The sequence below is a fragment of the Nonomuraea zeae genome (assembly GCF_005889725.1).
In the GTDB taxonomy this organism is placed as follows: Bacteria; Actinomycetota; Actinomycetes; order Streptosporangiales; family Streptosporangiaceae; genus Nonomuraea; species Nonomuraea zeae.
The window spans coordinates 1-22,820 of sequence record NZ_VCKX01000018.1; the positions used below are offsets into that span (position 1 = coordinate 1).

At 71.7% G+C, this 22,820-nt stretch carries 22 protein-coding genes and 1 pseudogene; 12 read left to right on the forward strand and 11 right to left on the reverse strand.

Annotation, left to right across the window (positions count from 1 at the left end; all coding sequences use genetic code 11):
* Positions 1-204: pseudogene (locus tag ETD85_RS08480) on the reverse strand (SGNH/GDSL hydrolase family protein); the annotation flags it as partial.
* 197 nt (positions 205-401) lie between these two features.
* Here ETD85_RS08480 and ETD85_RS08485 point away from each other — a divergent pair.
* Positions 402-953, forward strand: a complete 552-nt coding sequence (locus tag ETD85_RS08485; protein ID WP_138689062.1) for a hypothetical protein — start codon at positions 402-404, stop codon at positions 951-953.
* A gap of 168 nt (positions 954-1,121) precedes the next feature.
* On the opposite strand, the gene ETD85_RS08495 is transcribed toward ETD85_RS08485, so the two are convergent.
* Positions 1,122-1,391 carry a GlsB/YeaQ/YmgE family stress response membrane protein gene (locus ETD85_RS08495; protein WP_138689121.1) on the reverse strand — a complete coding sequence of 90 codons (270 nt, stop codon included), beginning with the start codon at positions 1,389-1,391 and terminating at the stop codon, positions 1,122-1,124.
* Positions 1,392-1,547: 156 nt separating this feature from the next.
* Here ETD85_RS08495 and ETD85_RS08500 point away from each other — a divergent pair, with 156 nt between their 5' ends.
* Positions 1,548-2,750 carry an acyltransferase family protein gene (locus ETD85_RS08500; RefSeq protein ID WP_138689063.1) on the forward strand — a complete coding sequence of 401 codons (1,203 nt, stop codon included), beginning with the start codon at positions 1,548-1,550 and terminating at the stop codon, positions 2,748-2,750.
* A gap of 7 nt (positions 2,751-2,757) precedes the next feature.
* Here ETD85_RS08500 and ETD85_RS08505 read toward each other — a convergent pair whose 3' ends face one another.
* From ETD85_RS08505 to ETD85_RS08515, 3 genes are all read right to left on the reverse strand, one after another.
* Positions 2,758-3,135, reverse strand: coding sequence for a GntR family transcriptional regulator (locus tag ETD85_RS08505; RefSeq protein WP_138689064.1), 378 nt, complete (start codon positions 3,133-3,135; stop codon positions 2,758-2,760).
* Positions 3,132-3,944 carry a hypothetical protein gene (locus ETD85_RS08510; RefSeq protein ID WP_138689065.1) on the reverse strand — a complete coding sequence of 271 codons (813 nt, stop codon included), beginning with the start codon at positions 3,942-3,944 and terminating at the stop codon, positions 3,132-3,134. Before ETD85_RS08510 ends, ETD85_RS08505 begins: the two co-directional genes overlap by 4 nt.
* Before the next feature lie 305 nt (positions 3,945-4,249).
* On the reverse strand, positions 4,250-5,635 hold the full coding sequence (locus tag ETD85_RS08515; RefSeq protein WP_206058187.1) for an AlkA N-terminal domain-containing protein: 1,386 nt from the start codon (positions 5,633-5,635) through the stop codon (positions 4,250-4,252).
* A gap of 149 nt (positions 5,636-5,784) precedes the next feature.
* Here ETD85_RS08515 and ETD85_RS08520 point away from each other — a divergent pair, with 149 nt between their 5' ends.
* The 3 genes from ETD85_RS08520 to ETD85_RS08530 all read left to right on the forward strand — a co-directional run bounded on the left by ETD85_RS08520 (position 5,785) and on the right by ETD85_RS08530 (position 8,674).
* Positions 5,785-6,081 (forward strand): putative quinol monooxygenase, encoded by a 297-nt coding sequence (locus tag ETD85_RS08520; RefSeq protein WP_138689066.1) that lies wholly within the window; start codon positions 5,785-5,787, stop codon positions 6,079-6,081.
* A 113-nt stretch (positions 6,082-6,194) separates the two neighbouring features.
* Complete coding sequence (locus ETD85_RS08525; protein ID WP_138689067.1) at positions 6,195-7,571, forward strand: alpha/beta hydrolase family protein; 1,377 nt, start codon at positions 6,195-6,197, stop codon at positions 7,569-7,571.
* A 116-nt stretch (positions 7,572-7,687) separates the two neighbouring features.
* Complete coding sequence (locus ETD85_RS08530; RefSeq protein ID WP_240779033.1) at positions 7,688-8,674, forward strand: zinc-dependent alcohol dehydrogenase family protein; 987 nt, start codon at positions 7,688-7,690, stop codon at positions 8,672-8,674.
* A 55-nt stretch (positions 8,675-8,729) separates the two neighbouring features.
* On the opposite strand, the gene ETD85_RS08535 is transcribed toward ETD85_RS08530, so the two are convergent.
* The 3 genes from ETD85_RS08535 to ETD85_RS08545 all read right to left on the reverse strand — a co-directional run bounded on the left by ETD85_RS08535 (position 8,730) and on the right by ETD85_RS08545 (position 11,131).
* Positions 8,730-8,978, reverse strand: coding sequence for a hypothetical protein (locus ETD85_RS08535; RefSeq protein WP_138689069.1), 249 nt, complete (start codon positions 8,976-8,978; stop codon positions 8,730-8,732).
* A gap of 74 nt (positions 8,979-9,052) precedes the next feature.
* Positions 9,053-10,255: a kynureninase gene (kynU, locus tag ETD85_RS08540; RefSeq protein WP_138689070.1), complete on the reverse strand. Its 1,203-nt coding sequence runs from the start codon at positions 10,253-10,255 to the stop codon at positions 9,053-9,055.
* A gap of 9 nt (positions 10,256-10,264) precedes the next feature.
* On the reverse strand, positions 10,265-11,131 hold the full coding sequence (locus ETD85_RS08545; RefSeq protein WP_240779034.1) for a tryptophan 2,3-dioxygenase: 867 nt from the start codon (positions 11,129-11,131) through the stop codon (positions 10,265-10,267).
* 147 nt (positions 11,132-11,278) lie between these two features.
* On the opposite strand from ETD85_RS08545, the gene ETD85_RS08550 reads away from it, so the two are divergent.
* Entirely contained in the window at positions 11,279-11,725 is a 447-nt protein-coding gene (locus ETD85_RS08550; RefSeq protein WP_138689072.1) for an Lrp/AsnC family transcriptional regulator, read from the forward strand.
* 7 nt (positions 11,726-11,732) lie between these two features.
* Here the strand turns inward: ETD85_RS08550 and ETD85_RS08555 are convergent, their stop codons facing one another.
* Together ETD85_RS08555 and ETD85_RS08560 are read right to left on the reverse strand one after the other, a co-directional pair.
* Positions 11,733-12,689, reverse strand: coding sequence for an ornithine cyclodeaminase family protein (locus ETD85_RS08555; RefSeq protein ID WP_206058188.1), 957 nt, complete (start codon positions 12,687-12,689; stop codon positions 11,733-11,735).
* Positions 12,682-13,446: an IclR family transcriptional regulator gene (locus tag ETD85_RS08560; protein ID WP_206058189.1), complete on the reverse strand. Its 765-nt coding sequence runs from the start codon at positions 13,444-13,446 to the stop codon at positions 12,682-12,684. The genes ETD85_RS08555 and ETD85_RS08560 overlap by 8 nt, the downstream gene beginning before the upstream one ends.
* Before the next feature lie 145 nt (positions 13,447-13,591).
* On the opposite strand from ETD85_RS08560, the gene ETD85_RS08565 reads away from it, so the two are divergent.
* The 6 genes from ETD85_RS08565 to ETD85_RS08590 all read left to right on the forward strand — a co-directional run bounded on the left by ETD85_RS08565 (position 13,592) and on the right by ETD85_RS08590 (position 21,965).
* Positions 13,592-14,932 carry an amidohydrolase family protein gene (locus tag ETD85_RS08565; RefSeq protein ID WP_206058190.1) on the forward strand — a complete coding sequence of 447 codons (1,341 nt, stop codon included), beginning with the start codon at positions 13,592-13,594 and terminating at the stop codon, positions 14,930-14,932.
* Positions 14,929-15,999: a dipeptidase gene (locus ETD85_RS08570; protein WP_138689073.1), complete on the forward strand. Its 1,071-nt coding sequence runs from the start codon at positions 14,929-14,931 to the stop codon at positions 15,997-15,999. Before ETD85_RS08565 ends, ETD85_RS08570 begins: the two co-directional genes overlap by 4 nt.
* Before the next feature lie 134 nt (positions 16,000-16,133).
* The gene (locus ETD85_RS08575; protein WP_138689074.1) at positions 16,134-18,029 is read left to right on the forward strand and encodes an ABC transporter substrate-binding protein; all 1,896 of its coding nucleotides are present in this window, start codon (positions 16,134-16,136) and stop codon (positions 18,027-18,029) included.
* A gap of 12 nt (positions 18,030-18,041) precedes the next feature.
* Positions 18,042-18,989, forward strand: a complete 948-nt coding sequence (locus ETD85_RS08580) for an ABC transporter permease (RefSeq protein WP_138689075.1) — start codon at positions 18,042-18,044, stop codon at positions 18,987-18,989.
* On the forward strand, positions 18,986-19,885 hold the full coding sequence (locus tag ETD85_RS08585) for an ABC transporter permease (protein ID WP_138689076.1): 900 nt from the start codon (positions 18,986-18,988) through the stop codon (positions 19,883-19,885). The genes ETD85_RS08580 and ETD85_RS08585 overlap by 4 nt, the downstream gene beginning before the upstream one ends.
* Before the next feature lie 28 nt (positions 19,886-19,913).
* A complete protein-coding gene (locus ETD85_RS08590; RefSeq protein ID WP_138689077.1) occupies positions 19,914-21,965 on the forward strand; it encodes an ABC transporter ATP-binding protein in 2,052 nt (683 codons plus the stop codon).
* Here ETD85_RS08590 and ETD85_RS08595 read toward each other — a convergent pair.
* A complete protein-coding gene (locus tag ETD85_RS08595) occupies positions 21,937-22,818 on the reverse strand; it encodes an AAC(3) family N-acetyltransferase (RefSeq protein ID WP_138689078.1) in 882 nt (293 codons plus the stop codon). The two genes, ETD85_RS08590 and ETD85_RS08595, sit on opposite strands and share 29 nt — an antisense overlap.
* Between the last annotated feature and the right edge of the window lie 2 nt (positions 22,819-22,820).

A 22,820-nucleotide genomic window follows, 5' to 3' on the forward strand; every position in this document is an offset into this window, starting at 1 on the left:
AGAGGTGTATAAGAGACAGGTGACGGGCAGCGGCGCGCCCCCGAACGCGTTGGAGAAGCGCAGCCGCATCCGCCCGCCGCCGGCCGAGACGCGGACGGTCTGCCGCAGCGTGCTGACGGCCAGCATCAGGCCGTCCTGCGCGTACGGTGCGGGCGGCAGGTTGCCCGGCTCGGTGAGCTGCGGCATCGCCGTCCAGGAGCTCACCCAGCCGGTGCGCGCGCGGGTGATGTCCAGCGCTCCACGTCCTCTCGTCCCAGCCGAAACTTTCGGCGAAAGAGTAAAAGGTATCAGCAGGGAAGTTTCGGAGCGGCGGCGGAGTGTCGGTCCATCCTGCTATATACCAGGTACGCGTTCAGGCCGGATTCTTCTAGGTTCGTCCTGACCATGCGACCCCCAAGGAGATGTTCACTGTGCAGAAACTCCTCGACAGACGTCCTCTGCGTGCCGGTGTCGTCGCGGCCGTCGCCCTGGCCGGCGGACTGCTGACCTCCTCCCCGGCCGGCGCCACCGCGGTGACCGGCGAGCGGGCAGTCGCCGCTGTCACGCTGACGGCCGACTCGGCCGCCGCCCGTCCGAGCAACGGCCGGATCCTGTACGACCGCCTCAGCGGCGGCGAGGGCACCCTCAAGATCAAGAACGGCACGTCCAAGGACGGGGTCGTCACCCTGGTCAAGGGCCGGACCAAGGCGATCAGCATCTACGTCCGCGCGAAGTCCACGGCGAGCATCAAGGACGTCAGGGACGGCACGTACCGGATCTACTTCACCACCGGCTACCGGTTCAGCGTGTCGAAGGGCCGCTTCGCGCGCGCCGCCACCTACCAGCGCTTCAACGACCGGCTGAAGTTCACCACGACCTCCACCCGGCGCACCATCTGGACGCTGACCCTCAACCCGGTCAGGGGCGGCAACGCGCGTACCAGCTCGGTCAACCCGAAGGACTTCCCCTCCTGATCTGAGGGGTTCACGTGCGAACGGCCACGGGCGGATCCGCCCGTGGCCGTTCGCACTTGGTCGTCGAGTAAAGTGTCGTCGCCTGCGGTGCCGTCACTTACCGGGCCGTCACTTACCGGGCCGTCACTTACCGGGCCGTCACTTACCGGGCCGTCACTTACCGGGCCGTCACTTACGTGGTCTGCCGTAGAGGCCGACCGCCAGGGAGACGCCGAGTGCGGCGAGCGCGACCTGGATGCCCAGCTCGATCCAGTCGATGCCCCCGGTGTCGGCCACGCCGAGCGCGGCCGCGATCGCGGTGCCGATCAGGGCCGCGACCACGCCGATCACGATCGTCAGCCAGATGGGAATGCGCTGCCGGCCCGGGATGACCAGCCGCCCCAGGGCGCCGATCACGATGCCGATGATGAGGCCGGAGATGATGCCGGTGATCTCCACTCTGAACTCCCCCAAGTCGGTGGTCCGCCTACCCAGTACAACGAAGCTCTTCCTGACCCGGTTCCTGGGCGGTTCCTGACCCGCTTTCTGGGCCGGTTCTGGGCGGGTTCCTGTGTCGGCACGGTCGGGGGCCGTTGCTTCGATACGTTGGGGCATATGGCGACCGCCCATCCCGAAGCCCCCCAAGCCGTGCAGACGACGCCTTCCCGGCTGGCCTGGCTGGACGCGCTGCGCGGCATCGCCGCGCTCGCGGTTGTCGGCGAGCACCTGACGACCTGGGCCATGCCGTGGTTGCGGCCCGTCACGTTCAACCTGGGTGTCTACGGCGTCCTGGTGTTCTTCCTGGTCAGCGGCTACATCATCCCGACCTCTCTGGAGCGCCACGGTGACCTGCGGGCCTTCTGGATCGGCCGCTTCTTCCGCCTCTACCCGCTCTATCTCGCGGTCATCGCGTTCGTGCTGGCCCTGTCATGGTGGATCCCGGTGCGCGAGGAGGTGCCCAGGGACGCCTCGTCGGTCGCCGCGCACGCGACGATGCTGATGGACGCCGTGGGCAGCGGGGCCGTGCTGAACACCATGTGGACGCTCTCGTACGAGATGATCTTCTACTTGCTGGTGGCGGCGCTGTTCGCCGCCGGGGTCCGGGACGGGCGCGGCGTCCTGCCCGTCGTCTTCGGGCTGCTCTGCGCCGCCGCCGCGCTCGCGTTCTCCGGATCGCCGCTGTCGGGCGGGTGGCTGGCCTGGGTGTCGCTCGCCGTGTTCGTCGCCGGGCTGGCCTGCGTGATCTCCGGCCGCGGGCGTACGGCCGGAGCCTTCGTGCTCGGCGTCATGGCGCTGGCCCTGGTGCTGCTGAGCAGCCGGGTCCCGTGGTTCGGGGCGGCGATCCTGGCCGTCATGTTCGCCGGCACCGCCGTCCACCGGTGGGAGCGGGGCAACGGGCCGCTGTGGCCGCTGTGGCTCGCGGCGGCGCTGGTGACGCTGACCCCGCTCTGGGCGCTCAACGCCGGCTGGTGGTGGGTGCAGCCCGAGGTGTGGGCTCTGACCGTGGTGCTGGCGGGCGTCACCTTCGCCGTCGCCATGCTCTGGCGCTCCCGCCGCGTTCCCGCCTTCCTCGCCTGGCTCGGCGCGATCAGCTACTCCCTCTATCTGGTGCACCTGCCGATCCTCCTCGTGGTCATGGAGCTGGCCGGGGAGATGCGCTGGGCGCGGCTGCACCTGCAGATCGGCATCAGCGTGGGCTTCCTCGTCGTGCTGCTGCCGGGGAGCTGGCTGGCGCACCGGTTCCTGGAGCAGCCGATGCAGCGGCTCGGACGCCGCCTGATCGGCCGCTACACCGCCGCCGTGCGCCCGGCGACCTGACTCGGGGTCACGGCGCGGCTGGTGCCGTCGTACCGGAGGTCAGGGCCGCCTGGACGATGCGGAGCGCCTCGCCCGCGTCGATGCCGACGCTGGCGATCACGGCCGCGTAGTCGGCGGCGGCCCGGCGGGCCCGCTCCCGGCCCTCCTCACCGGCGGCCGACACGAACGAGCCCGCCCGCCCGCGGGTCTCGATCAGCCCCGCCTCCTCCAGCTCCCGGTAGGCCCGGCCGACCGTGTTGACGGCCAGGCCGAGGTCGGCCGCGAGGTGGCGGATGGTCGGCAGCCGGGCGCCCACGGCCAGCGCACGGTCCTGGATCTGCCGGGCGAGCTGGGCCCGCAGCTGCTCGAACGGCGGCACGGGCGAGGCCGCATCGATGATGATCATCGGACGCTCACGGTCCGCCGGGCCACCGTCACGCACGACGGTGTCCTGGCATGGAGCGCGATGCACGCGGCCAGGCTCAGGACCAGGTAGGCGACCGCGGCGACATTCCACCAGCCGGGCGCGGTGCCGAACAGCACCACCGGCAGCGACCACTGTACGTTCGGCGTGGTGAGCTCGCGGGCGTCTTCGACGCGCATGAGGACGTCGGCGGTCAGCGACTCCTCGTCCTCCGCCACGACCGGGAAGCTGAGCAGGTGGCGCAGCTGCATGGCGGTGATGGCCGTCGCGCCGAGCAGACCGATCAGCACGACGACGGCCAGTTGCCGCACGGTGGGCTCGGGAACGGTCAGCGCGCCCGCGGCCAGCACCATCGCGCCGGCGAACGTGGTGACGGCGAAAATGGCGTACGGCCGGCCGAGCAAGGTCCGCCAGCCGGGCTGGATCGGATGGGTGGCCCTGCGCGACAGTGTCGCGGCCGCCCGCTGGTCGACGCGTCGCACCCAGCGGTCGAGCAGCGACTGTGCCAGCAGCAGCCCGGCCACCGACGCGGCCAGGGCCAGCAGCGGCAGCGGGCGATGCGGCTGGAGGCCGCCGAAAGCGGACGTGGCCGCGAGGGCGCTCACGATGATCAGCGCGGCCAGGATGACGTAAGTGGCCAGGCGGGCGCGTCTGCGGACCGCCAGCCGGCTGGCGAGCAGCGGGGTCGGGTGGGTGTCGGCCAGGTCGTGGTGGGCCAGCCACTCGCCCGCCATGCGCAGATCGGTCGTGCGCGCCGGCGGGTCGGTGTCCGGTAACGGTTCGTGGGCCATGACGTCTCCTTTGTCGCAAGCTTTGTAGCAACATGGTGCGTCATACCTTGCGACAAAGTCAACGCCCGACTTCACGACGTCACCGCGCCGGATCGGAGCTCGTGCCGGGCGAGCCCGCGTCGCCGCAGCGGGCTGAGACCCGCGCCGACCGGCCTGCGCCGTCGTGGCCCACGGGGAGCGCCCGAGTGCCGAAGGGGGAGCAGTGGGAGTGCGGGAAGGGGCAGCGCGCGCTTCGGAGGGGAAGCGGCGTGCGTGGATGCGCAGGAGGCGGGGGTGCGTGCCTTGGCCGGGCGGAGGGTCTCGGCTCAGTGGTGGTGGGCATTGCCGTGGGACATCAGGTGGGCGGCGGCGAGTGCCGGCCACGGACCCTTGCCGGGGTGCGCGTCCGGCCGGTCGAGGCCGAGGGCGACGAGCGCCGCCCGGAGAGGGGCCTCGGCCGAGGGGAACGCCTCCCGGGCCCCGAGCCGGAACGCCAGGGCGTGACGCAGGTCCGGAACCGCCCACGGCAGGTCCGCCAGCGCGGCCACGCTCGTACCGGGACGCAGCTCCGGACGCCCCGCCGCGACGGAGGAGGCCAGGGCCGTGATCAGGTCCGCGTCCTGATCGGGTAAGCCGATCGCGGCGAGCGCGTCCGCCGTCACGGCCCCGGCGTTGGGGAACGCGTGCGTCAGCCCGCCAGGCAGCCCCGGCACCGGTGTCCCCAGCCCGGCCACGACGGCCGCCAGCCACTCGCGCACGCTCTCGGGAGAGCGCCCGCCCCGGCCCAAAATCGCCTGGACGCCCGCATCGAACGGGCTCCACGCCCCCGGCACGGCCAGCCCCGGACGGGCCAGGACCAGCGGCCCGAGCGCCGGATCCGCCGCCAGCGCCCGCACGCCGGCCGACGGGTCGGCGTCGGCGCCGACCAGCCGCCCGGCCTGGTCCACCACGTGGATCAACCCCTCCCAGTACGGCAGGTGCGCCCGCAGCAGCAGCCACCCCGCGCCGCCCGGCGAGATCTCCAGCACCCCCGGCGCACCCTCCACCCGGACCGTGCGGCGATAGGTTTCACCGTCGACGACCTCCACGCCCGGCACCGCCCGCACCGCCAGGAGCCCCCGCACCGCGTCCCAGTCGTAACCCGGCACGACCGGCAGCCGCAGCGCCAGCCCGCCATCGGTCACGAGCCGGTCCGCGCGATGCCGCCGCCGGCGCAGGTCCGACGGCGAGCTGCGGAAGACCTCCCGCATGCTCCGGTTGAACTGCCGCAGGCTCCCGAACCCCGACACGAAGGCCACATCGAGGATCGTCAGGTCCGTGTCGTCCAGGAGGCGGCGGGCGAAATGCGCCCGCCGCGACCGGGCGAGCTGATCCGGGCTCGCCCCCACGTGCTTCACGAACAGCCGGCGCAGATGCCGCGCCGACACGCCCACCCGCGCGGCCAGCGCGGCCTCGGTGCCCTCGTCCAGGACGCCATCGATGATCATCTGCCAGGCCCGGCACACCAGCTCGGGCGAGTCCGCCCCGACCGGCGCGGCCACCCGGTAGGGCCGGCAGCGCAGGCACGCCCGGAACCCGTCGGCCTCGGCCGCCGCCGGCAGCTCGTACGTCCGGCAGTTCTCTGCCCGCGGCCGCGCGCCGCATCCGGGCCGGCAGTAGATCCCCGTCGTGACGACAGCAGAGAACGTGGTCATGACCCACATGTACGCCATCTCCGGAACGCTTCGCTCGCCACATCCGGACATCCGCCACCCCCCGCAGCGTGTCCAGATATGGCGAGACCGGCCGCGCCCGGCACCCGGAGGATGGCGGTCAGCCAACCCGGCGCCGCCCCCGGCGCCCGAAACCATAGGAGCGAATCATGCTCGCCAAGGTGTTCCCCATCCCGCTCAAGGACGGCATGCAGGCGAAGGCCGAAGAGATCGTCAGGGAGTTCGCGCCCAAGGGTCCGGGCGCGGAGGAGGGCACGCTGTCCTTCCGCGTCTACCGGGATCCGGCCAAGCCCGACTACCTGCTGTTCGTCGAGCACTTCGCCGACCAGGCCGCCTACGACGCCCACACCGGATCACCGGCCTACCGGGACCTGATCGCCGGGCGGTTCGCCGACCTGATCGCCGAGTTCGTCGAGATCGACCACGAGCTGATCGTCGCGCTCTGACCCCCGTACCGGAAGGGCCCGCAGGCCGGAGGGCGGGCCCTTCCGCCGGCGGGCCGCTCGGAGTATGAACGAAGCACCGCCGCCTGAGCGGGTCCCCTCGGAGGTGATGGCAGGTGCGCCGTCGGAGCCAGACCCTGTCCGCGGCGGCGCTGGCCGCCATGCTGCTCGTCCCGGCGGGAGCCTCGACCGCAGCGTCCACCGCGGCGTCCACCGCGACCACCCCCGGGGTGCCGGACGACCAGCCGCTGCCCGGCTACACGATCGACAACCCGCCGCTGGCCCCCGCGACCGTCGGCGGGCGGCCGAGCCGGGTGCTGCAGGGCGTGCACGGCCACGCGGCCTTCGACATCGAGGTGCCGCCCCGCTGGAACGGCTCCCTGCTGATGTGGGCCCACGGCTACCGCGGCGACACCCGGGTGCTCACCGTGGACCCGCCCGGCTACGGGTTACGCCAGCGGCTGCTCGACCAGGGTTACGCGTGGGCGGCGTCCTCCTACTACGCCAACGACTACGACGTGCGGGCCGGTGTGCGCGGCACCCGCGACCTGGCCGAACACTTCAGGCGCGTGGTGGGCAAACCGCGGCGGACGTACCTGGCCGGAGTGTCCATGGGCGGGCACGTCACGGCCCGCTCGATCGAGGAGTACCCGGGCTACTACGACGCCGCCCTGCCGATGTGCGGCGTGGTCGGCGACCACGAGCTGTTCGACTTCTTCCTCGACTTCCACCTCGTCGCGCAGGATCTCGCGGACGTGCCCGCCTACCCGATCCCGGCGGACTACGCGACCTCCGCCGTGCCCAAGATCCAGGAGCGGCTGGGGCTGACCGGCCAGGGTCCCGCGACCCCGCTCGGCGAGCAGTTCCGCGCCATCGTCGTCAACCTCGGGGGCGGCGAGCGGCCCGGGGCGCAGGCGGCCTTCGCGTACTGGAAGGACTTCCTGTTCGGCCTGGCCGGGCCGGACGGGGGCGGCACGCTGGCGCAGGAGCCGGGCAGGGTGGCGACGAACCTCGGCACCCGCTACCGACCGGACTCGCCCGTGAACGTCGACGCGAGCGTGCAGCGGGTGACCCCGGTGGACCCGGTGGCGCGCAGGACGCAGCGGCTGACCGCGGTGCCCGCCGTCTCCGGCCGGATCGACGTGCCCGTGCTCTCGCTGCACGACCTGGGCGACAACTTCGTGCCGTTCTCCATGGAGCAGTACTACCGGGCGGACGTGTCCCGCAACGGGCGTGGCGCGCTGCTGGTGCAGCGGGCGATCCGGGCCGTGGGGCACTGCGAGTTCAGCGACGCCGAGGTCGGGGCCGCCTGGGACGATCTGGTCCGGTGGGAGCGCGGCGGCCCGCGCCCGGCGGGGGACGACGTGACCGACCCGGCCGTGGTGGCGCGGCCGGACTACGGGTGCCGGTTCACCGACCCGGACGCCTGGTCCACCGGCACGCGCCCGATGTTCGCCCCCTGCCCGGCCAGGGACCAGGCGAAGAGCGGCTGACCGCCCAGCGCCATCAAATGACGACGGTCATCAAAGTTTGACATTCATCGAACTTTGTACTTCAGTGGGTCCCCACCGGCAAGGATCGGAAGGGACGAGGCGAGATGGTCAAGGCAGTGCGGTTTCACGAGCTCGGCGGTCCGGAGGTGCTCCGGCTGGAGGACGTCGAGGTCGGGGAGCCGGGTCCGGGCGAGCTGCGCCTCCGGGTGGACGCGATCGGCCTCAACCGGGCCGAGGTGCTGTTCCGCAGCGGGGTCTACATCGAGCAGCCCAGGGAGTTCCCGGCCGGGCTCGGCGCGGAGGCCGCGGGCGTGGTCGAGGCGGTCGGCCCGGACGTGACCGGCTTCGAGCCGGGCCAGCAGGTCAGCGTCGTGCCGGCCTTCTCGATGAACGACTACAACGTCTACGCCGAGCGGGCGATCGTCCCCGCGGCGGCGGTGGTGCACCGGCCCGAGGGCGTGGACGCGGTGACGGGCGCGGCGGTGTGGATGCCGTACGTGACCGCGTACGGAGCCTTGATCGAGGCCGGCGGGATGCGGGCGGGCGACACGGTGGTGGTGACCGCCGCCTCCAGCAGCGTGGGCCTGGCCGCCATCCAGGTCGCCAACCGCGTCGGCGCGGTGCCCGTCGCCACCACCCGCACGGCCGCCAAGAAGGAGCAACTGCTCAAGGCGGGGGCGGCGGAGGTGATCGTCACCGACGAGGAGAGCGTCTCCGAACGGGTGCGGGCCATCACCGGCGGCCGGGGCGCCAGGTTCGTGTTCGACGCCGTCGCGGGACCGGGCGTCGTGGAGCTGTTCGACGTGGTGGCCCCCGAGGGCACCCTGTTCATCTACGGCGCGCTGAGCGGGGAGCCGACGCCGTACCCGGGGCTGGCCGCGGGGATGCCGGCCGTGTCCATGCGCACCTACCTGCTGTTCGAGACGACCAGGAACGAGCAGCGGCTGCGCAGGGCCGAGGCGTTCATCGGCGCGGGGCTGCGCAGCGGCGACTTCCGGCCCGTCGTGGACCGCGTCTTCGACCTGGCCGACATCGCCGAGGCACACCGCTACCTGGAGTCCAACGCCCAGGTCGGCAAGATCGTCGTCACCGTCGGTCACTAGCGCCCGCGCGGAGAGCGGCGGTCCCGGCCGGGACCGCCGCTCTCCTCGTGCCGGGTCAGGCGCCGAGGTCCCGCACGATGTTGTCCAGCCGGGTCGCCAGGGCGTCCAGCGCCTCGTCGGTCATCGGGCCGGGCGGGAGCTGCTGCTTGACGTCGTCGCGGCGGGCGATGACCAGCCCTTTGTGCGCGTCGTCCACGTCGGCGGCGGGCAGGACGACGCAGTCACCCCGTACGAAGACCAACGTGGCGTCGGCGTGGTCCGACGTGAGCAGTTCGCGAACGCAGTCTCGGTCGATGAGCGGCATGGCGTCTCCTGGTCCCCGTGATCCCCCTGGTATTCGACGCCTGCCCCGCAGCACGTGATCTAGTCGGGATTCGCTCACAGCTCCGCTCTGAGCGCCTCCGCGGCCCGCCAGCAGTCGTGGTACGTCGAGTAGAGCGGCGTCGGCGCGAGTCGCAGGATGTCGGGATTGCGGGAGTCGGCGATCACGCCGTGCTTCCTGCTCAGCCTCCTGGACAGGCCGTCGGCGTCGGGCACCCGCAGGGACAGCTGGCAGCCGCGGCGCTCGGGCTCGCGCGGCGTGACCACGGTGTGCTCGCCGAGCAGCCCTTCCAGGTACGCGGTCAGCCGGAGGCTGCGGGCGCGCAGCGCGGGCATGCCGATCGAGTCGAAGAGCTCCAGTGAGACGCGGATCGGGCTCATCGCGAAGATGGGCGGGTTGGAGATCTGCCAGGCGTCGGCGCTCTTGGGCGGCGTGGCGATCGGCTCCATCAGGAAGCGCGTCTCGGGCTCGGTGCTCCACCAGCCCTCGAAGCGCTGGATCGACGGGTCGTCCAGATGGCGCTGGTGGACGAAGACGCCGCCGAGGGCTCCAGGCCCGGAGTTGAGATACTTGTACGAGCACCAGGCCGCGAAGTCCGGCCCCCATTCGTGCAGCTCAAGCGGGATGTTCCCGGCGGCGTGGGCCAGGTCCCAGCCGACCTTCGCCCCCGCGGCGTGCCCGGCCCGGGTGATGCCCGGGATGTCCAGCACCTCGCCGGTCAGGTAGTTGACCCCGCCGAGCAGGACCAGCGCCACCTTGTCGCCTTCCGCGGCCAGGTGGCCGAGCGGGTCGGCGGTCCTGATCACCTCGACGTCCGGATCGAGGCCGTGGTAGCGCGCCTGGCTGCGGACCGCGTAGCTGTCGGAGGGGAACGCGGACTCCTCGACGAGGATGCGGGTGCGCTCGCCGCGCGGCCGGTAGAAGGAGACCATCAGCAGGTGCAGGTTGACGGTCAGCGTGTTCATCACGACCGTCTCCTCGGGCAGCGCGCCGACCAGCCGGGCGGCGGGCCCGGTGAGCAGCGAGTGGTAGGCCGTCCACGGCCGCCTCGCCTCCACGTGCCCCTCGACGGCGAGCGTGGCCCAGTCGTCCAGATCGCCGAGGAGTGCCTCCTTGGCGGCCCTGGGCTGGAGGCCCAGCGAGTTACCGGCGAAGTAGGCGCATTCTTGGTATCTCCCGCCCTGGGCGGGCGGGACCAGGAACAGGGCCCGATGTCCCGGATCCTCGGCGTCCCGCCGCCGTGCGTCGTCTTCAGACATGGACCCTCCTCACATATGTGTACGTGCCGACCAGAGCTCGGGGAAGACCACCCGAGCCATGCTGCGCTCCAGCCAGGCGAGCCCGTTGGAGCCGCCACTGCCCGGCTTCGCGCCCATCGACCGGCGCACCGCCGCCACGTGCTGGTAGCGCCAGTCGCCGAACCGCTCGGAGACCTCGGCCAGCGCGTCACCGAGCGCGCGCAGGTCGTCGCCGGCCGGGCCGGCCGCGTAGACCTCCACCCAGGCCCGCTCGACGGACTCCTGTGGCTCGTACTCGGCGCGGAAGTCCCGGCCGAGCACCTCGCCGGGCACGTCGTGGCCGCGCCGGGCGAGCAGCGCGACCGCGTCGTCCCAGACGCTCGGCTCGGCGAACGCGCGATGCAGCGCCTCCCACTTCGGCCCACGCCTGAACGGCCTGAGCAGCGCCTCGTTCTTCAACCCCAGGCGGAACTCCACCAGCCGGTACATGCCCGACTGCAGCCCCGAAGCCTCGCCGAGCTGGTCACGGAACTTGTTGAAATCCGCCGGCGTCATCCAGCGCAGGCCGCGCCAGCTGCCGTTCAGCCCCTCCAGATGCAGGGCAGTCCGCCGCAGCGCCCCGGCCGCGTCCCGTACCTGGCCGGCGCGCAGCGACTCCTGGGCCGCGCTCAGCTCGAAGGCGATGAGCTTGAAGTACAGCTCCATCACCTGCGTGATCACCAGGAAGGACATCTCGCCGGGCGCGTCGCTCAGCGGCCGCTGCAGGCTGTGCAGAACGTCAGTACGGACATAGGCGTCGTAGGGGATCTCCCGCTCGAACTCGAGGGTCGGCATCCCGCCACTCATCCTGGCCCGCTCGGCTCGTTCACCCGCCGAGGTCGGACGCACCGTTTCCATCAGGGACACTCCTTTCGCATGTAGCCACCTCATGATGGTGCGGCGGTCCGGTGGAACGGAATGCCAGTTCAACGGCCCTTTCGCGATAAAGCCTTATGTTTGGTATCAATATCGGTCATACCGGTTTTGGAAGGAAAGGAGGCGCTGATGGACGCCATGGACTGGGATCTGCTGCGCGAGCTGCAGGCCAACGCGCGGCTCTCCTTCAACGAGCTGTCCCGCCGGGTCCACCTGTCGCCGCCCGCGGTGGCCGAGCGGGTCAGGCGGCTGGAGGAGACCGGCGTGATCACCGGCTACCACGCGGCGGTGGATCCCACGCGGACCGGCTGGGAGGTCTCCGCGTTCGTCCAGCTCACCTGTTACGGGCCGACCTGCGTGCTGCGCGATCCCGAGGTGGCGGCCTGGCCGGAGATCAGGGAGATCCACCGGGTCACCGGTGACGTGTGCAGCATCCTCAAGATCGCCGTGCCGTCGATGGCCGCGTTCGAGTCGCTGATCGACCGGCTGGCCGTCTACGGCAAGCCGTCCAGCACGATGATCTTCTCCAGCCCGCTGGCGAACCGGCCGGTCACCGCAGTCCAGAACGCCGTCTAGGGCAGGGTCACAGGTCGACGCCGAACCCCAGCCCGCGCTCGCGGGCCACCTGGTAGGCCACGGAAGCGGCCGCGACGTCGAGCGCGGCATGCCCGGTGGACTTGAAGACGGTCAGCTCGCCGGCCGAGCGGCGGCCCGGATGGCTCCCGTCGAGCACGGAGCCGATCAGGCAGGCGTCCGCCGGGTCACTGCCCTGGAGCTCCCACGCGCCGGCCGGCGGCGGCTCGGACACGGCGCCCGGCCACTCCACGAACAGCGACGACGCCCGCAACGTGGCGGCGTCGAACTCCGGCCCGTCGGACCCGCCGACCGAGCTGAGGTGTACGCCGTCGGCCAGCCAGGACCGCTCCACCACGGGCTCCTTGCTGGAGGTGCAGCAGAAGACGATGTCCGCGTTCCTGACCGCCTCCTCGATGCCGCTCGCCGAGCCGAAGCCCAGCCCGGCGACGAGGCGCTCGGCCTTGCCCGGGTCGCGCGCGCCGACCAGCAGCTCCGCCGGCTCCATCGCCCTGATGAGGTCGATCTGGGCGCGGGCCTGCGTGCCGGTGCCGATCACGGCGATCCGGGTGGCCCCGGGCCGCGCGAGAGCCCGCATGGCGACGGTCGCGGTGGCCGCGGTGCGCACCGCGGTGATCGTCTCGGCGTCCATGACCGCCAGCGGGCGGCCGTTCGCCTCGTCGAAGTAGGCCACGATGCCGCGGTGCGCGCCGTGCCCCTCCGCCGTGACGGCGGAGAAGACCGTCACGAGCTTGGCGGCCAGCCCGAGCGTGGGCACGTAGCCCGGCATCGCGCCCAGCAGCCCGTGCTCCGAGCGGGCCGCGACGCGCGGCGGGACGGAGGCCTCGCCGCGGCTGATCGAGACGAGCGCGGTGCGCACCGCGGCGAGGAGCGCGTCAGGCGGTAATGCCGCCCTGGTCTGATCCCGGTCGAGGACGAGAGCTCCGCTCGCTGCGGTGTCAATCAAGGTCGGCTCCGGGGGTCGTGCCGCTCAGAGTGCGTTGCAACTCGTCTGTGGCGGCGGTGAGGTGTTCTTTCAGCTTCGCCAGCGTGGGATCGTCGAACTCGCTGTCCAGGCCGACGATCGTGAGCGCGCAGATGGGCCGTCCGTTGCCGGAGAGCACCGCGCGGCTCAGCGAGGCGATCACCTCCTCGTTGCGCCCGCGCTCCAGCGCGAAGCCGGTGCGACCGGCCACCTCGATGTCGCGGAGCAGCTCGTCCCTGGCCGCCGGCGGATGGCCCTGCTGCTCGGCGGCGCGCAGGTAAGGGACCCTGGCGGCCTCGTCGAGAGCGGACACCAGCGCCATGGGGCCGGCGAACTTGTGGATCGGCAGCAGCTCGCCCAGCAGGTCGGTGATCATCGCCAGCCGCGGCGGGCGCACGACGTCGATCACCCGCCCGCCGTCCGGCTCCAGCACCTGCAGGTTCACCATCATCGCCGTCTGGTCGGACAGCGCCTGGAGCACGGGCCGGCTCAGGACCACGAGCGAGTTGGCCGCCGCGGCCTGGGAGAACTGCAGCACGACGGTGCCCGGCAGGTAGTGGTCCTGGCTGCGCATGATCCAGCCGCGGCGGACCAGGTCCACCAGGATCCGGTAGGCGGTGGCGCGATGCATCCCCGCCTGGTGCGCCAGCTCGCTGAGGCGAAGCGGGCGGTTGGCCTGAACGACGATCTCGATGAGATCCAGGGCCTTGTCCACGGCAGAGCTGGCCGGTCTGGGCAACGTCCCCTCCACGGTCGCTGAGGTCATCATTCCACGCTTGACGCATCATATCAGACGTTGCTACAGTTACAACAGTTGTTACGGTGTATGTAACACATCGAGTCCGTGAGACCCCCACCTGACGAGACTCTGGAACGGAGACCGAGTGATCGCCAAGACCGACAGAGACCAGCGACCGGTCGCGGGCAACGAGCCGACCCCCACGCCCTTCGCGCCCGCCGCACCCGGCGAGGTGACGATCTACCGGGACGTCTCGCTGATCGACGGCACGGGCGCCCCCGTGCGCCACGGCATGGCGGTGGTGACCGACGGGCCGACGATCAAGGCGGTCGTCCCCGATCGGGAGCTGGGCGCGTCTGATCTGTCCGGCGCGGAGACGGTCGATCTGTCGGGGGCGTTCCTGCTGCCCGGCCTGATCGACACCCACCAGCACCTCTCCACCCCGCCCAACCGGGCGCAGGCGGAGGAGGCCATGCGCAGGCAGGTCTACGGCGGCATCACCGCGATCCGCGAGATGGCCGGCGACCTGCGGCAGATGGCCGACCTCGAGCGCGCCGCGCTGCTCGGCGAAATCCCGGGGCCCGACATCTGCTCCGCCGCGCTGATGGCCGGCCCGAGCTTCTTCGACGATCCGCGTACGTGGCAGGTGTCGCAGGGCGCGACGCCCGGCGCCGTGCCGTGGATGCAGGCGATCGAGGAGAAGACGGACCTCAGGCTGGCGGTCGCGCTGGCCCGCGGCACCGGAGCCGTCGCGATCAAGGTCTACGCCGACCTCGACCCCTCACTGGTGGCCCGGATCACCGCCGAGGCGCACCGGCAGGGGATGTACGTGTGGGCGCACGCGGCGGTGTTCCCCGCGATGCCGGGCGAGGTCGTGGCGGCCGGCGTGGACGTGGTCTCCCACGCCCACATGCTCGCCTACCACCTGTCCGGCCTGCGCCCGGCCTCGTACCGAGGGCAGCGCGCCCACCTGGCGGAGGTCTACCAGCGCTTCCTGGACGCGCCGGCGGACGCCTCCGACGACCTGTTCGCCGCCATGCGCGAGCGCGGCACGATCCTCGACGCCACCGCGAGCGTCGTCGGCCGGATCCCGCTGAGCCCGCCGGAGGCGGCCGGGCTGGCCGAGGACGTGCTGCGGCGGCTCATCGACCGCGCGCGCCGGGCGGGGGTCACGATCAGCGCCGGCACCGACTACGAGCCGCCGGCCGGCGAGCCCTACCCCTCGCTCCACGACGAGCTCCACCACCTGGTCCACGCGATGGGCATGCCGCCGGAGGAGGTCGTGCGAGCGGCCACCCTCTCCGGGGCGGCCGCCATGGGACGGGAGGAGACGACCGGCAGCGTCCACCCGGGCAAGCTGGCCAACCTCCTCGTCGTGGAGGGCGACCCGCACGAGGACATCGACCAGCTGCGCCGCATCGTCACCACCGTCAAGCGCGGGCGGCGCCACGACCGGGCGGACTACCCAGAAAAGGCGCAAGGATGAGCATCGAGGACTACATCGTCGTCAACGCCCTCGGCGTGCTGGACAACCCCAACGCCGTCGCCTCGACCTCCGCGTCCGGCCGGCTCGTCCAGACCAGCGACCAGCTCACCATCGACGCGCGCACGCTGGCCGAGGCGCACGCCTCGGGCGTGACCGCGATCAACGTCACCCTGGGCTACACGATGGGCGACTTCCCGCCCTACCAGCACACCCTCGGCGAGATCGAGACGTGGGACGCGATCCTCCGCACCCACCACGAGCACCTGATGCGGGTCGACACGGCCGAGGACCTCATCGAGGCCAAGCGGCAGGGCAAGATCGGCATCATCTACGGCTTCCAGAACGCCGCCATGATGGAGGACCGGCCCGAGCGCGTCGCGACCTTCGCCGGCCTGGGCGTCCGGATCATCCAGCTCACCTACAACCAGGCCAACCAGATCGGCGACGGCTCGATGGCGCCGGGCAACCGGGGCCTGACGCCGCTCGGGCGAGAGGTGGTGGCGGCGCTCAACGAGCACCGCGTCATGGTCGACCTCTCCCACAGCGGGGAGCAGACCTGCCTGGAGGCCGCGCGGATCTCCAGCCAGCCCGTCTCGATCAACCACACCGGCTGCCGCGCGCTCGTGGACCTGCCGCGCAACAAGACCGACGAGGAGTTGCGGCTGGTCGCCTCGCAGGGCGGCTTCGTCGGCATCTACTTCATGCCCTTCCTCAACTCCTCGGGGCACGCGCGGGCCGCGGACGTGGTGGAGCACATCGTGCACGCGGTCAACGTGTGCGGCGAGGACCACGTCGGCATCGGCACCGACGGGACGATCACCGCCATCGACGATCTGGACGCCTACCGCGACCGGCTCGCCGAGCACGTGGCGGAGCGCCGCCGGGCCGGGGCGGCCGCGGCCGGGGAGCGGGCCGACACCTTCCCGTTCGTCCCCGACCTGCGCGGAGTCGACCAGTTCAGGGAGCTGGCGCGCCTGCTGAAGGAGCGCGGCTACACGCCGACCAGGATCGAGAAGATCCTCGGCCGGAATTTCTACACCTACGCAAAGGCGGTTTGGGGAAATTGACGGCCGCCGACGAGCGGACTCGTGCAGTTCTCCCCGCATTACGGCAAGAGGAGCGGGCGCACGTGGACCCCAATGGACACAGTGGACACAGGCCGACTTGGCCTCGACGGATATCCGGCCGCGACGGCGCGAGCATGAGCGGCGGCCGCACCCGGCGCGCGCTCGTCGCGGCGACGCTGGCCACCCTCCTGCCGGTCGCGGCCTGTAGCGGCGGCGGCGCCGGCGCCACCCGTGGCGGCGGTGGCGACGCGGCCGCGAGCAAGTCGGGGTCCCAGACCTTCGGCGAGCTGCCGGCCGAGTCGGGCACCCCCAAGGACGGCGGCACGATCGACATCGCGCAGCAGCCGGGCGCCGGGCCCTACTACATGCTGCCGATCGTGCCCGGCGCGTTCAACTCGACGTACGTCACCTACCAGTTCCAGCGGCTGATGTACCGGCCGCTCTACTGGTTCCCCGAAGGCGCCAGCCCGAAGGTCAACCCGGCGCTCAGCCTCGCCGAGCTGCCGGAGTTCTCCGACGGCGACAAGACGGTGACCATCAAGCTGCGGCCCGGCTACACCTGGTCCGACGGCTCCCCGGTCGAGGCCGACGACGTGGTCTTCTTCATCGACCTGGTGAAGGCCGCGCTCAAGAAGAACCCGGCGAACTGGGCCGGCTACACCCCCGGCCAGTTCCCCGACAACGTCGCCGGCGCGAAGGCGACCTCGGCGGACACCGTGACGCTGAAGCTGAAGGAGGCCTACAACCCGGAGTGGTTCACCGCCGACGAGCTGACCTCGGTCGTCCCGCTGCCGGCCAAGCAGTGGGCCAGGGCGTCGGAGGGCGGGCCGATCCTCGACCACAGCGTCCCCAAGAACGCCGAGGCGATCTACACCTATCTCGACAAGGCGTCGCGGGACCCGGCCGGCTTCGCCTCCAACCCGCTCTGGCAGACGGTGAACGGGCCGTACCGGCTGAGCGGCTTCGACGTGACGACGAACTTCTACACGATGACCGCCAACGAGGCGTACACCGGCCCGCAGAAGCCGCGCATCAAGACGCTGAACTTCCGGCCCTTCACCTCTGAGACCGCCAAGTTCAACCAGCTCGTGAGCGGCAACCTGACGATGGCCACCGTGGACCAGAGCCAGGTGGGGCAGGTGGAGAAGCTCAAGGCCGCCGGGTACAACGTCTACGGCGGGCCCCGGCTGGGCTTCAACTTCATCATGCTCAACTTCAAGGACACGACGGACAACGTCGACAAGCTCTTCGGCCAGCTCTACCTCCGGCAGGCGTTGCAGCGGCTGATCGACCAGCGCGGATACATCGCCAGCAAGGGCATGTACAACGGCGCCGCCGCGGAGAGCTACGGCACGGCGCCCGCGTCCTCGCCGTACTCGGCGGGGAACGTCGCCACCGCGCCCTATCCGTACGATCCGGCCGCCGCCCGCAAGCTGCTGGAGGACCACGGCTGGAAGGTCGTGCCGAACGGCGTCACCACGTGCGAGCGCCCCGGCACCGGCGAGACGGAGTGCGGCGCCGGGATCCCCCAGGGCCAGGCGATCAAGTTCAACCTCTTCTACCGGAGCGAGCCGCAGCTGCACAACGCGGTGAGCACGGCGTTCGCCTCGGAGGCCCGCAAGCTCGGCATCGCGATCACGGTTGCGCCGAAGACGTTCAGCTTCCTGATCCAGAACTACAACGTCCCCGCGGCCCCGTCGAAGGCCGGCGAGTGGGCCATGTCCACCTGGGGCGGCTTCAGCACCACCCCGTACCCGACCATGACCGGCACGTTCGACTCCAAGGGGTCGGGCAACGTGGGCGCCTACAACAGCCCGAAGGCCGACGAGCTGATCCGCGCCTCGGTGCACGGTGACGACCGCGCGGCCGTGCAGGCCGAGATCGAGCACCTGCGGACCGACCTGCCCGTGCTCTGGCTGCCGACCGCGCACACGATCTGGGCCTGGAAGAACACGCTGTCCGGCCCGCAGGACTCCTTCGCCAGCCTGCCGGCCTCGGTGCTGACGCCCGAGTACTGGTACCTGAAGTAAGGAGGGCACAGCGTGCTCCAGTATGTGCTGCGGCGGCTGGCGACGTCCGCCATCGTGGTCCTGGGCGTCTCGGTGATCACTTTCATCATGCTGCACGGGATGTCCGGATCGCCCGGCCGCGCGATCCTCGGCGTCCAGGCCAGCGCGGAGGCGGTGGCCGCCTTCGACAAGGCGAACGGCTACGACCGCTCGCTGGTCGTGCAGTACCTCGCCTACCTGGGCAAGCTGCTCCAGGGTGACCTCGGCTACTCGTACAAACTGAACCAGAGCGTCAACGCCCTGCTGGCCGAGAACGCCGGGCGGACCGCGATGCTGGCCGCCGTGGCGCTCGTCCTGGCGATCTGCGTCGCGGTGCCGCTGGGCGTGTTCCAGGCGGTGAAGCGCAACAGCATCGGCGACAACGTGCTGACCACGCTGACCTTCGTCGCGTACTCGATGCCCGTCTTCCTGCTCGCGATGCTGCTGATCCAGGTCTTCGCGCTGGGGATGGGCATCCTGCCCGCGCAGGCGTCACAGTCGAGCTCGACATTCGTGATCTTCACCGAGCCGCGGGCCATGCTGCTGCCGGTGCTGACGCTGACCGGCGTCACGGTCGCGATGTACTCCAGGTACCAGCGCTCCGCGGCGCTGGACCAGCTCGCGCAGGACTACATCAGGGTGGCGCGGGCGAAGGGGCTGTCGATGCGCATGGTCCTGACCCGCCACCTGCTGCGCAACGCCTGCCTGCCACTGGTGACCCTGATCGGCATGTCGATCCCGCTGCTGCTCGCGGGCAACCTCGTGGTCGAGTCGGTCTTCAACTACCCGGGCCTGGGGCTGCTGTTCTTCAACAGCCTCAACAACCAGGACTATCCGGTCCTGCTGGGCTACACCCTGGTCGCCGCGACCTTGACCGTGCTGGGGAACCTCCTGGCCGACCTGGTCGTGGCGATCAGCGATCCGAGGACGCAGCGCGCATGAGCGAGACGGCAACTCCGCAGGTCACGAACGAGCCGGCGGCCCCGCGGGTCACGAGCGGCTGGCGGCTCGCCGCGCGGTCGTTCGTCCAGAACCGGCTGGCCGTCATCGGCGTCGGCATCATCGTCCTGCTCACCCTGTTCTGCTTCGCCGGGCCGCACCTCTACGTGACCGACCAGGTCTCGGTCGATCCGGTCAGCAGCCTGCTGCCGCCGGGCGGCGGAAACCCGCTCGGCACCGACGCGCAGGGCTTCGACGTGCTCGGCCGGATCATGCGCGGCGGCCAGGCGTCGCTGCAGATCGGGCTGTTCGCGGCGCTGATCGCCACCGCGATCGGCACCCTGTACGGCACGATCGCCGGTCTCGCCGGCGGCCTCGTGGACGGGGTGATGATGCGCGTGGTCGACACGCTGCTGTCGATCCCCTTCCTGTTCATCGTGCTGATCGCGGCCACCCGGTTCAGCTCCTCGGTCCTGTCGCTGAGCCTGATCCTGGGCGCGTTCTCCTGGCTCGCGCCGGCCCGGCTGGTCCGGGCCGAGGTGCTGTCCCTGCGGTCGCGCGGCTTCGTCGCGGCGGCGACCGTGATGGGCGCGACGAAGACGCGGATCATCGCCAGGCACCTGATCCCGAACGCCCTGGGCGTCGTGATCGTGAACATCACCTTCCAGGTCGCCGACGCGATCATCGCGGTGTCGCTGCTGGGCTTCCTCGGGTTCGGGCTCAACTACCCCGCCGTCGAGTGGGGCACGCAGCTCTCCGACGGGGTGTCACACCTGTTCGAAGGCGCCTGGTGGCTGATCTACCCGGTCGGTGGCTGCCTGGTCCTGATCGTCATGGCGTTCAACTTCGTCGGAGACGCGCTGCGCGACTCGATCGACGTACGGCTGAGGCGGCGCTGATGCCCGCACGCACGGAAAGGGGCCAGTGATGCCCGACGACGGTGAGATCCTGGCGGTCGAGGGCCTGTCCACCAGCATCCGGCTGCGGAAGTCGGCCGTCGGCGCCGTCGAGCAGGTGGACCTGAGCCTGCGCAGGGGCGAGACCCTCGGGCTGGTGGGCGAGTCCGGCAGCGGCAAGTCGATGACCGGCCTGTCGATCATGGGCCTGCTCCCGCCGGGCGGGCACGTCGCCGCGGGCTCGATCAAGCTCGAAGGCCGGGAACTGGTCGGCCTGCCCGAGCGGGAGTACCAGCGGATCCGCGGCAACGAGATCGCCATGGTCTTCCAGGACCCGATGACGTCGCTCAACCCCACCAAGACCATCGGCGAGCAGGTCGCCGAGCCGATCAGGCTGCACCGCGGCGCGAGCCAGAAGGAGGCCCGCGACCGGGCGCTCGACATGCTCGCGCTGGTGGGCATCGCGCGTCCGGCCGAGCGGCTCGGCGACTACCCGCACCAGCTCTCCGGTGGGCTGCGGCAGCGGGTCATGATCGCCATGGCCCTGTCCTGCGAGCCGAAGGTGCTGATCGCCGACGAGCCCACGACGGCGCTCGACGTGACCGTGCAGGCGCAGGTCCTGCGGCTGCTGCACGACCTCAAGGACCGGCTCGGCATGGCCATGCTGCTGATCACCCACGATATGGGCGTGATCGCGCGATGGGCCGACCGGGTCAGCGTCATGTACGCCGGCGGCATCGTCGAGAGCGCGCGCACCGAGCGGCTCTTCACGGGCATGCGGCACCCGTACACGCAGGCGCTGCTGGCCTGCACGCCCCGGCTGACCCAGCAGCGTGAGCACACCCTGTTCTCGATCCCCGGAGCCCCGCCGGACCTGGCCGACCCGCCCGCCGGCTGCCGCTTCGCCGCCCGCTGCGCGAACGCCTCCGCCCGCTGCGAGAGCGAGGCGCCGCCGCTCACCGAGTCGCCGCAGGGGCACGCGCTGGCCTGCTGGCATCCGGTCGAAGGCCCGCTCGACCCGGTCACCCGGCCGGCGGAGACCGCCCAGGAGGCCGGGCCCGATGCGGCTGTGGAAAGGCCCGAGCCGGCCGGTCCGGTGGTGGCCGTCGACGACCTCGTCAAGGAGTACGGTGCCGGGCGCTTCTCGCTGCGCAGCCGGGCCCGCGGCGTGCAGGCCGTGTCGGGGGTGTCGTTCGAGGTCCAGCCCGGTCACACCTTCGGGCTGGTCGGGGAGAGCGGCTGCGGCAAGAGCACGCTGGCCAGGATGATCGTCGCGCTGGAGTCACCCTCCTCCGGCAGCGTCACGGCGCTCGGCGGCAAGCTCGGCGAGCTGCGCGGCCGGGCGCTGCGCCGGCACCGGCGCAACCTGCAGATGATGTTCCAGGACCCGCTCGACGCGCTCGATCCGCGCATGCGCATCGGGGCCATCCTGCGCGAGCCGTTCGAGGCCCAGGGCATCGGCACGGCCGCCGAGCAGCTGGCGGCCATCCGCGAGCTGCTCGATGAGGTCGGCCTGCCGCACAGCGTGCTGGAGCGCTACCCGCACGAGTTCTCCGGCGGCCAGCGGCAGCGCATCGCGCTCGCCAGGGCGCTGGCGCTGAACCCGAGCGTGATCGTGGCCGACGAGCCGGTGAGTGCGCTGGACGTCTCGGTCCGGTCCCAGGTGCTGAACCTGATGAAGCGGCTCCAGGCCAAGCACCAGCTCACCTATGTCGTGATTTCTCACGATTTGACGGTCGTGCGGTACATGGCGGACACGGTGGGCGTGATGTACCTGGGCAAGCTCGTCGAGGTCGGCTCCGCGGACGACATCTATCTGCGGGCGGCGCACCCGTACACCGCCGGTCTGATCGCCGCGATCCCCGAGCCGGACCCCGGCGCGGGCGACGGTGCGGACCGGGCCGAGATCGGCGGGGAGCTGCCCAGCCCGAAGGACCCGCCGTCGGGGTGCCGCTTCCGCACCCGGTGCCCGCGCGCGCAGGCCCGGTGCGCGGAGGAGGAGCCGGCGCCGGCCGGGTTCGGCCCGGGGCACTCGGCCGCCTGCCACTTCCCGCTCAGGGAGCCGGTCGCGGCCGGCGGGTGATGCCGCCGTCAGGCGCGCCGCCGGCGAGCGGTGGCCCGACGGGGCCGCCGGCGATGGAGTCGCGGCAGGCCAGGCAGCCGCGATCAGGGCAGTGCGTGATGTCCTGATCGGCGGCGATGGCGCGGGCGGCGGCGTCGAGGGCCTGCCGCGCCGGGTAGGCGCGCCAGGAGGAGGCTCCGACGGTGGTCGTCCGCGCGTACGGGGCGAGGACGGGCTCCAGCCGCGCGAAGCCTCTGGAGCAGGAGCCGACCTCGACCATGCCCACCCGGCCGCCGGCACCGCGCGCCCACCGCAGGAAGAGCCGCCGTCCCGATCGCTGCTCGGCCAGGTGCAGCGCCGTCATCCGGTCGAGCCCCACGCCGATGAGCAGGATCGCGCCGTCCCGGCCGGCCAGCTCGCGGATCGGGCCGTACACGTCGGCCGGGCTCTGGGCCGCGATGAGCTCGGCCGCCCGCGGCCCGATCGCGGCGAACGAATTGAGCGGATGCCGGCCGCGTACGGCGCCGGGGCGGCCGATCAGGGTCGCGGGGAGCACGCCCATGCTCGGGTTGATGAGCCCGCAGCCGGCGTCGTACACGGGACCGTCCTGGGCGGCCGGCCCGGCGGGCAGGGCGGTGTAGTCGACGCCGTTGCGCGCGGGCCGCATCGTGGCCGGTGGGAGCACCCCGAACTGGGGCTGGGTGAAGGCGGGCACCACCACCGTGCGGCCGCGGGCCAGCAACGCGTCCAGCAGCGCGTCCGCGCCGCCGTGAAGGGGCAGGCCGAAGGAGCGCAGGGAGGCGTGCACGATGACCGGGCGGCCCGTCAACGCCAGGTCGCCGCAGGCTCTGCGGAGGTGCCCTGCCTGGATCACCA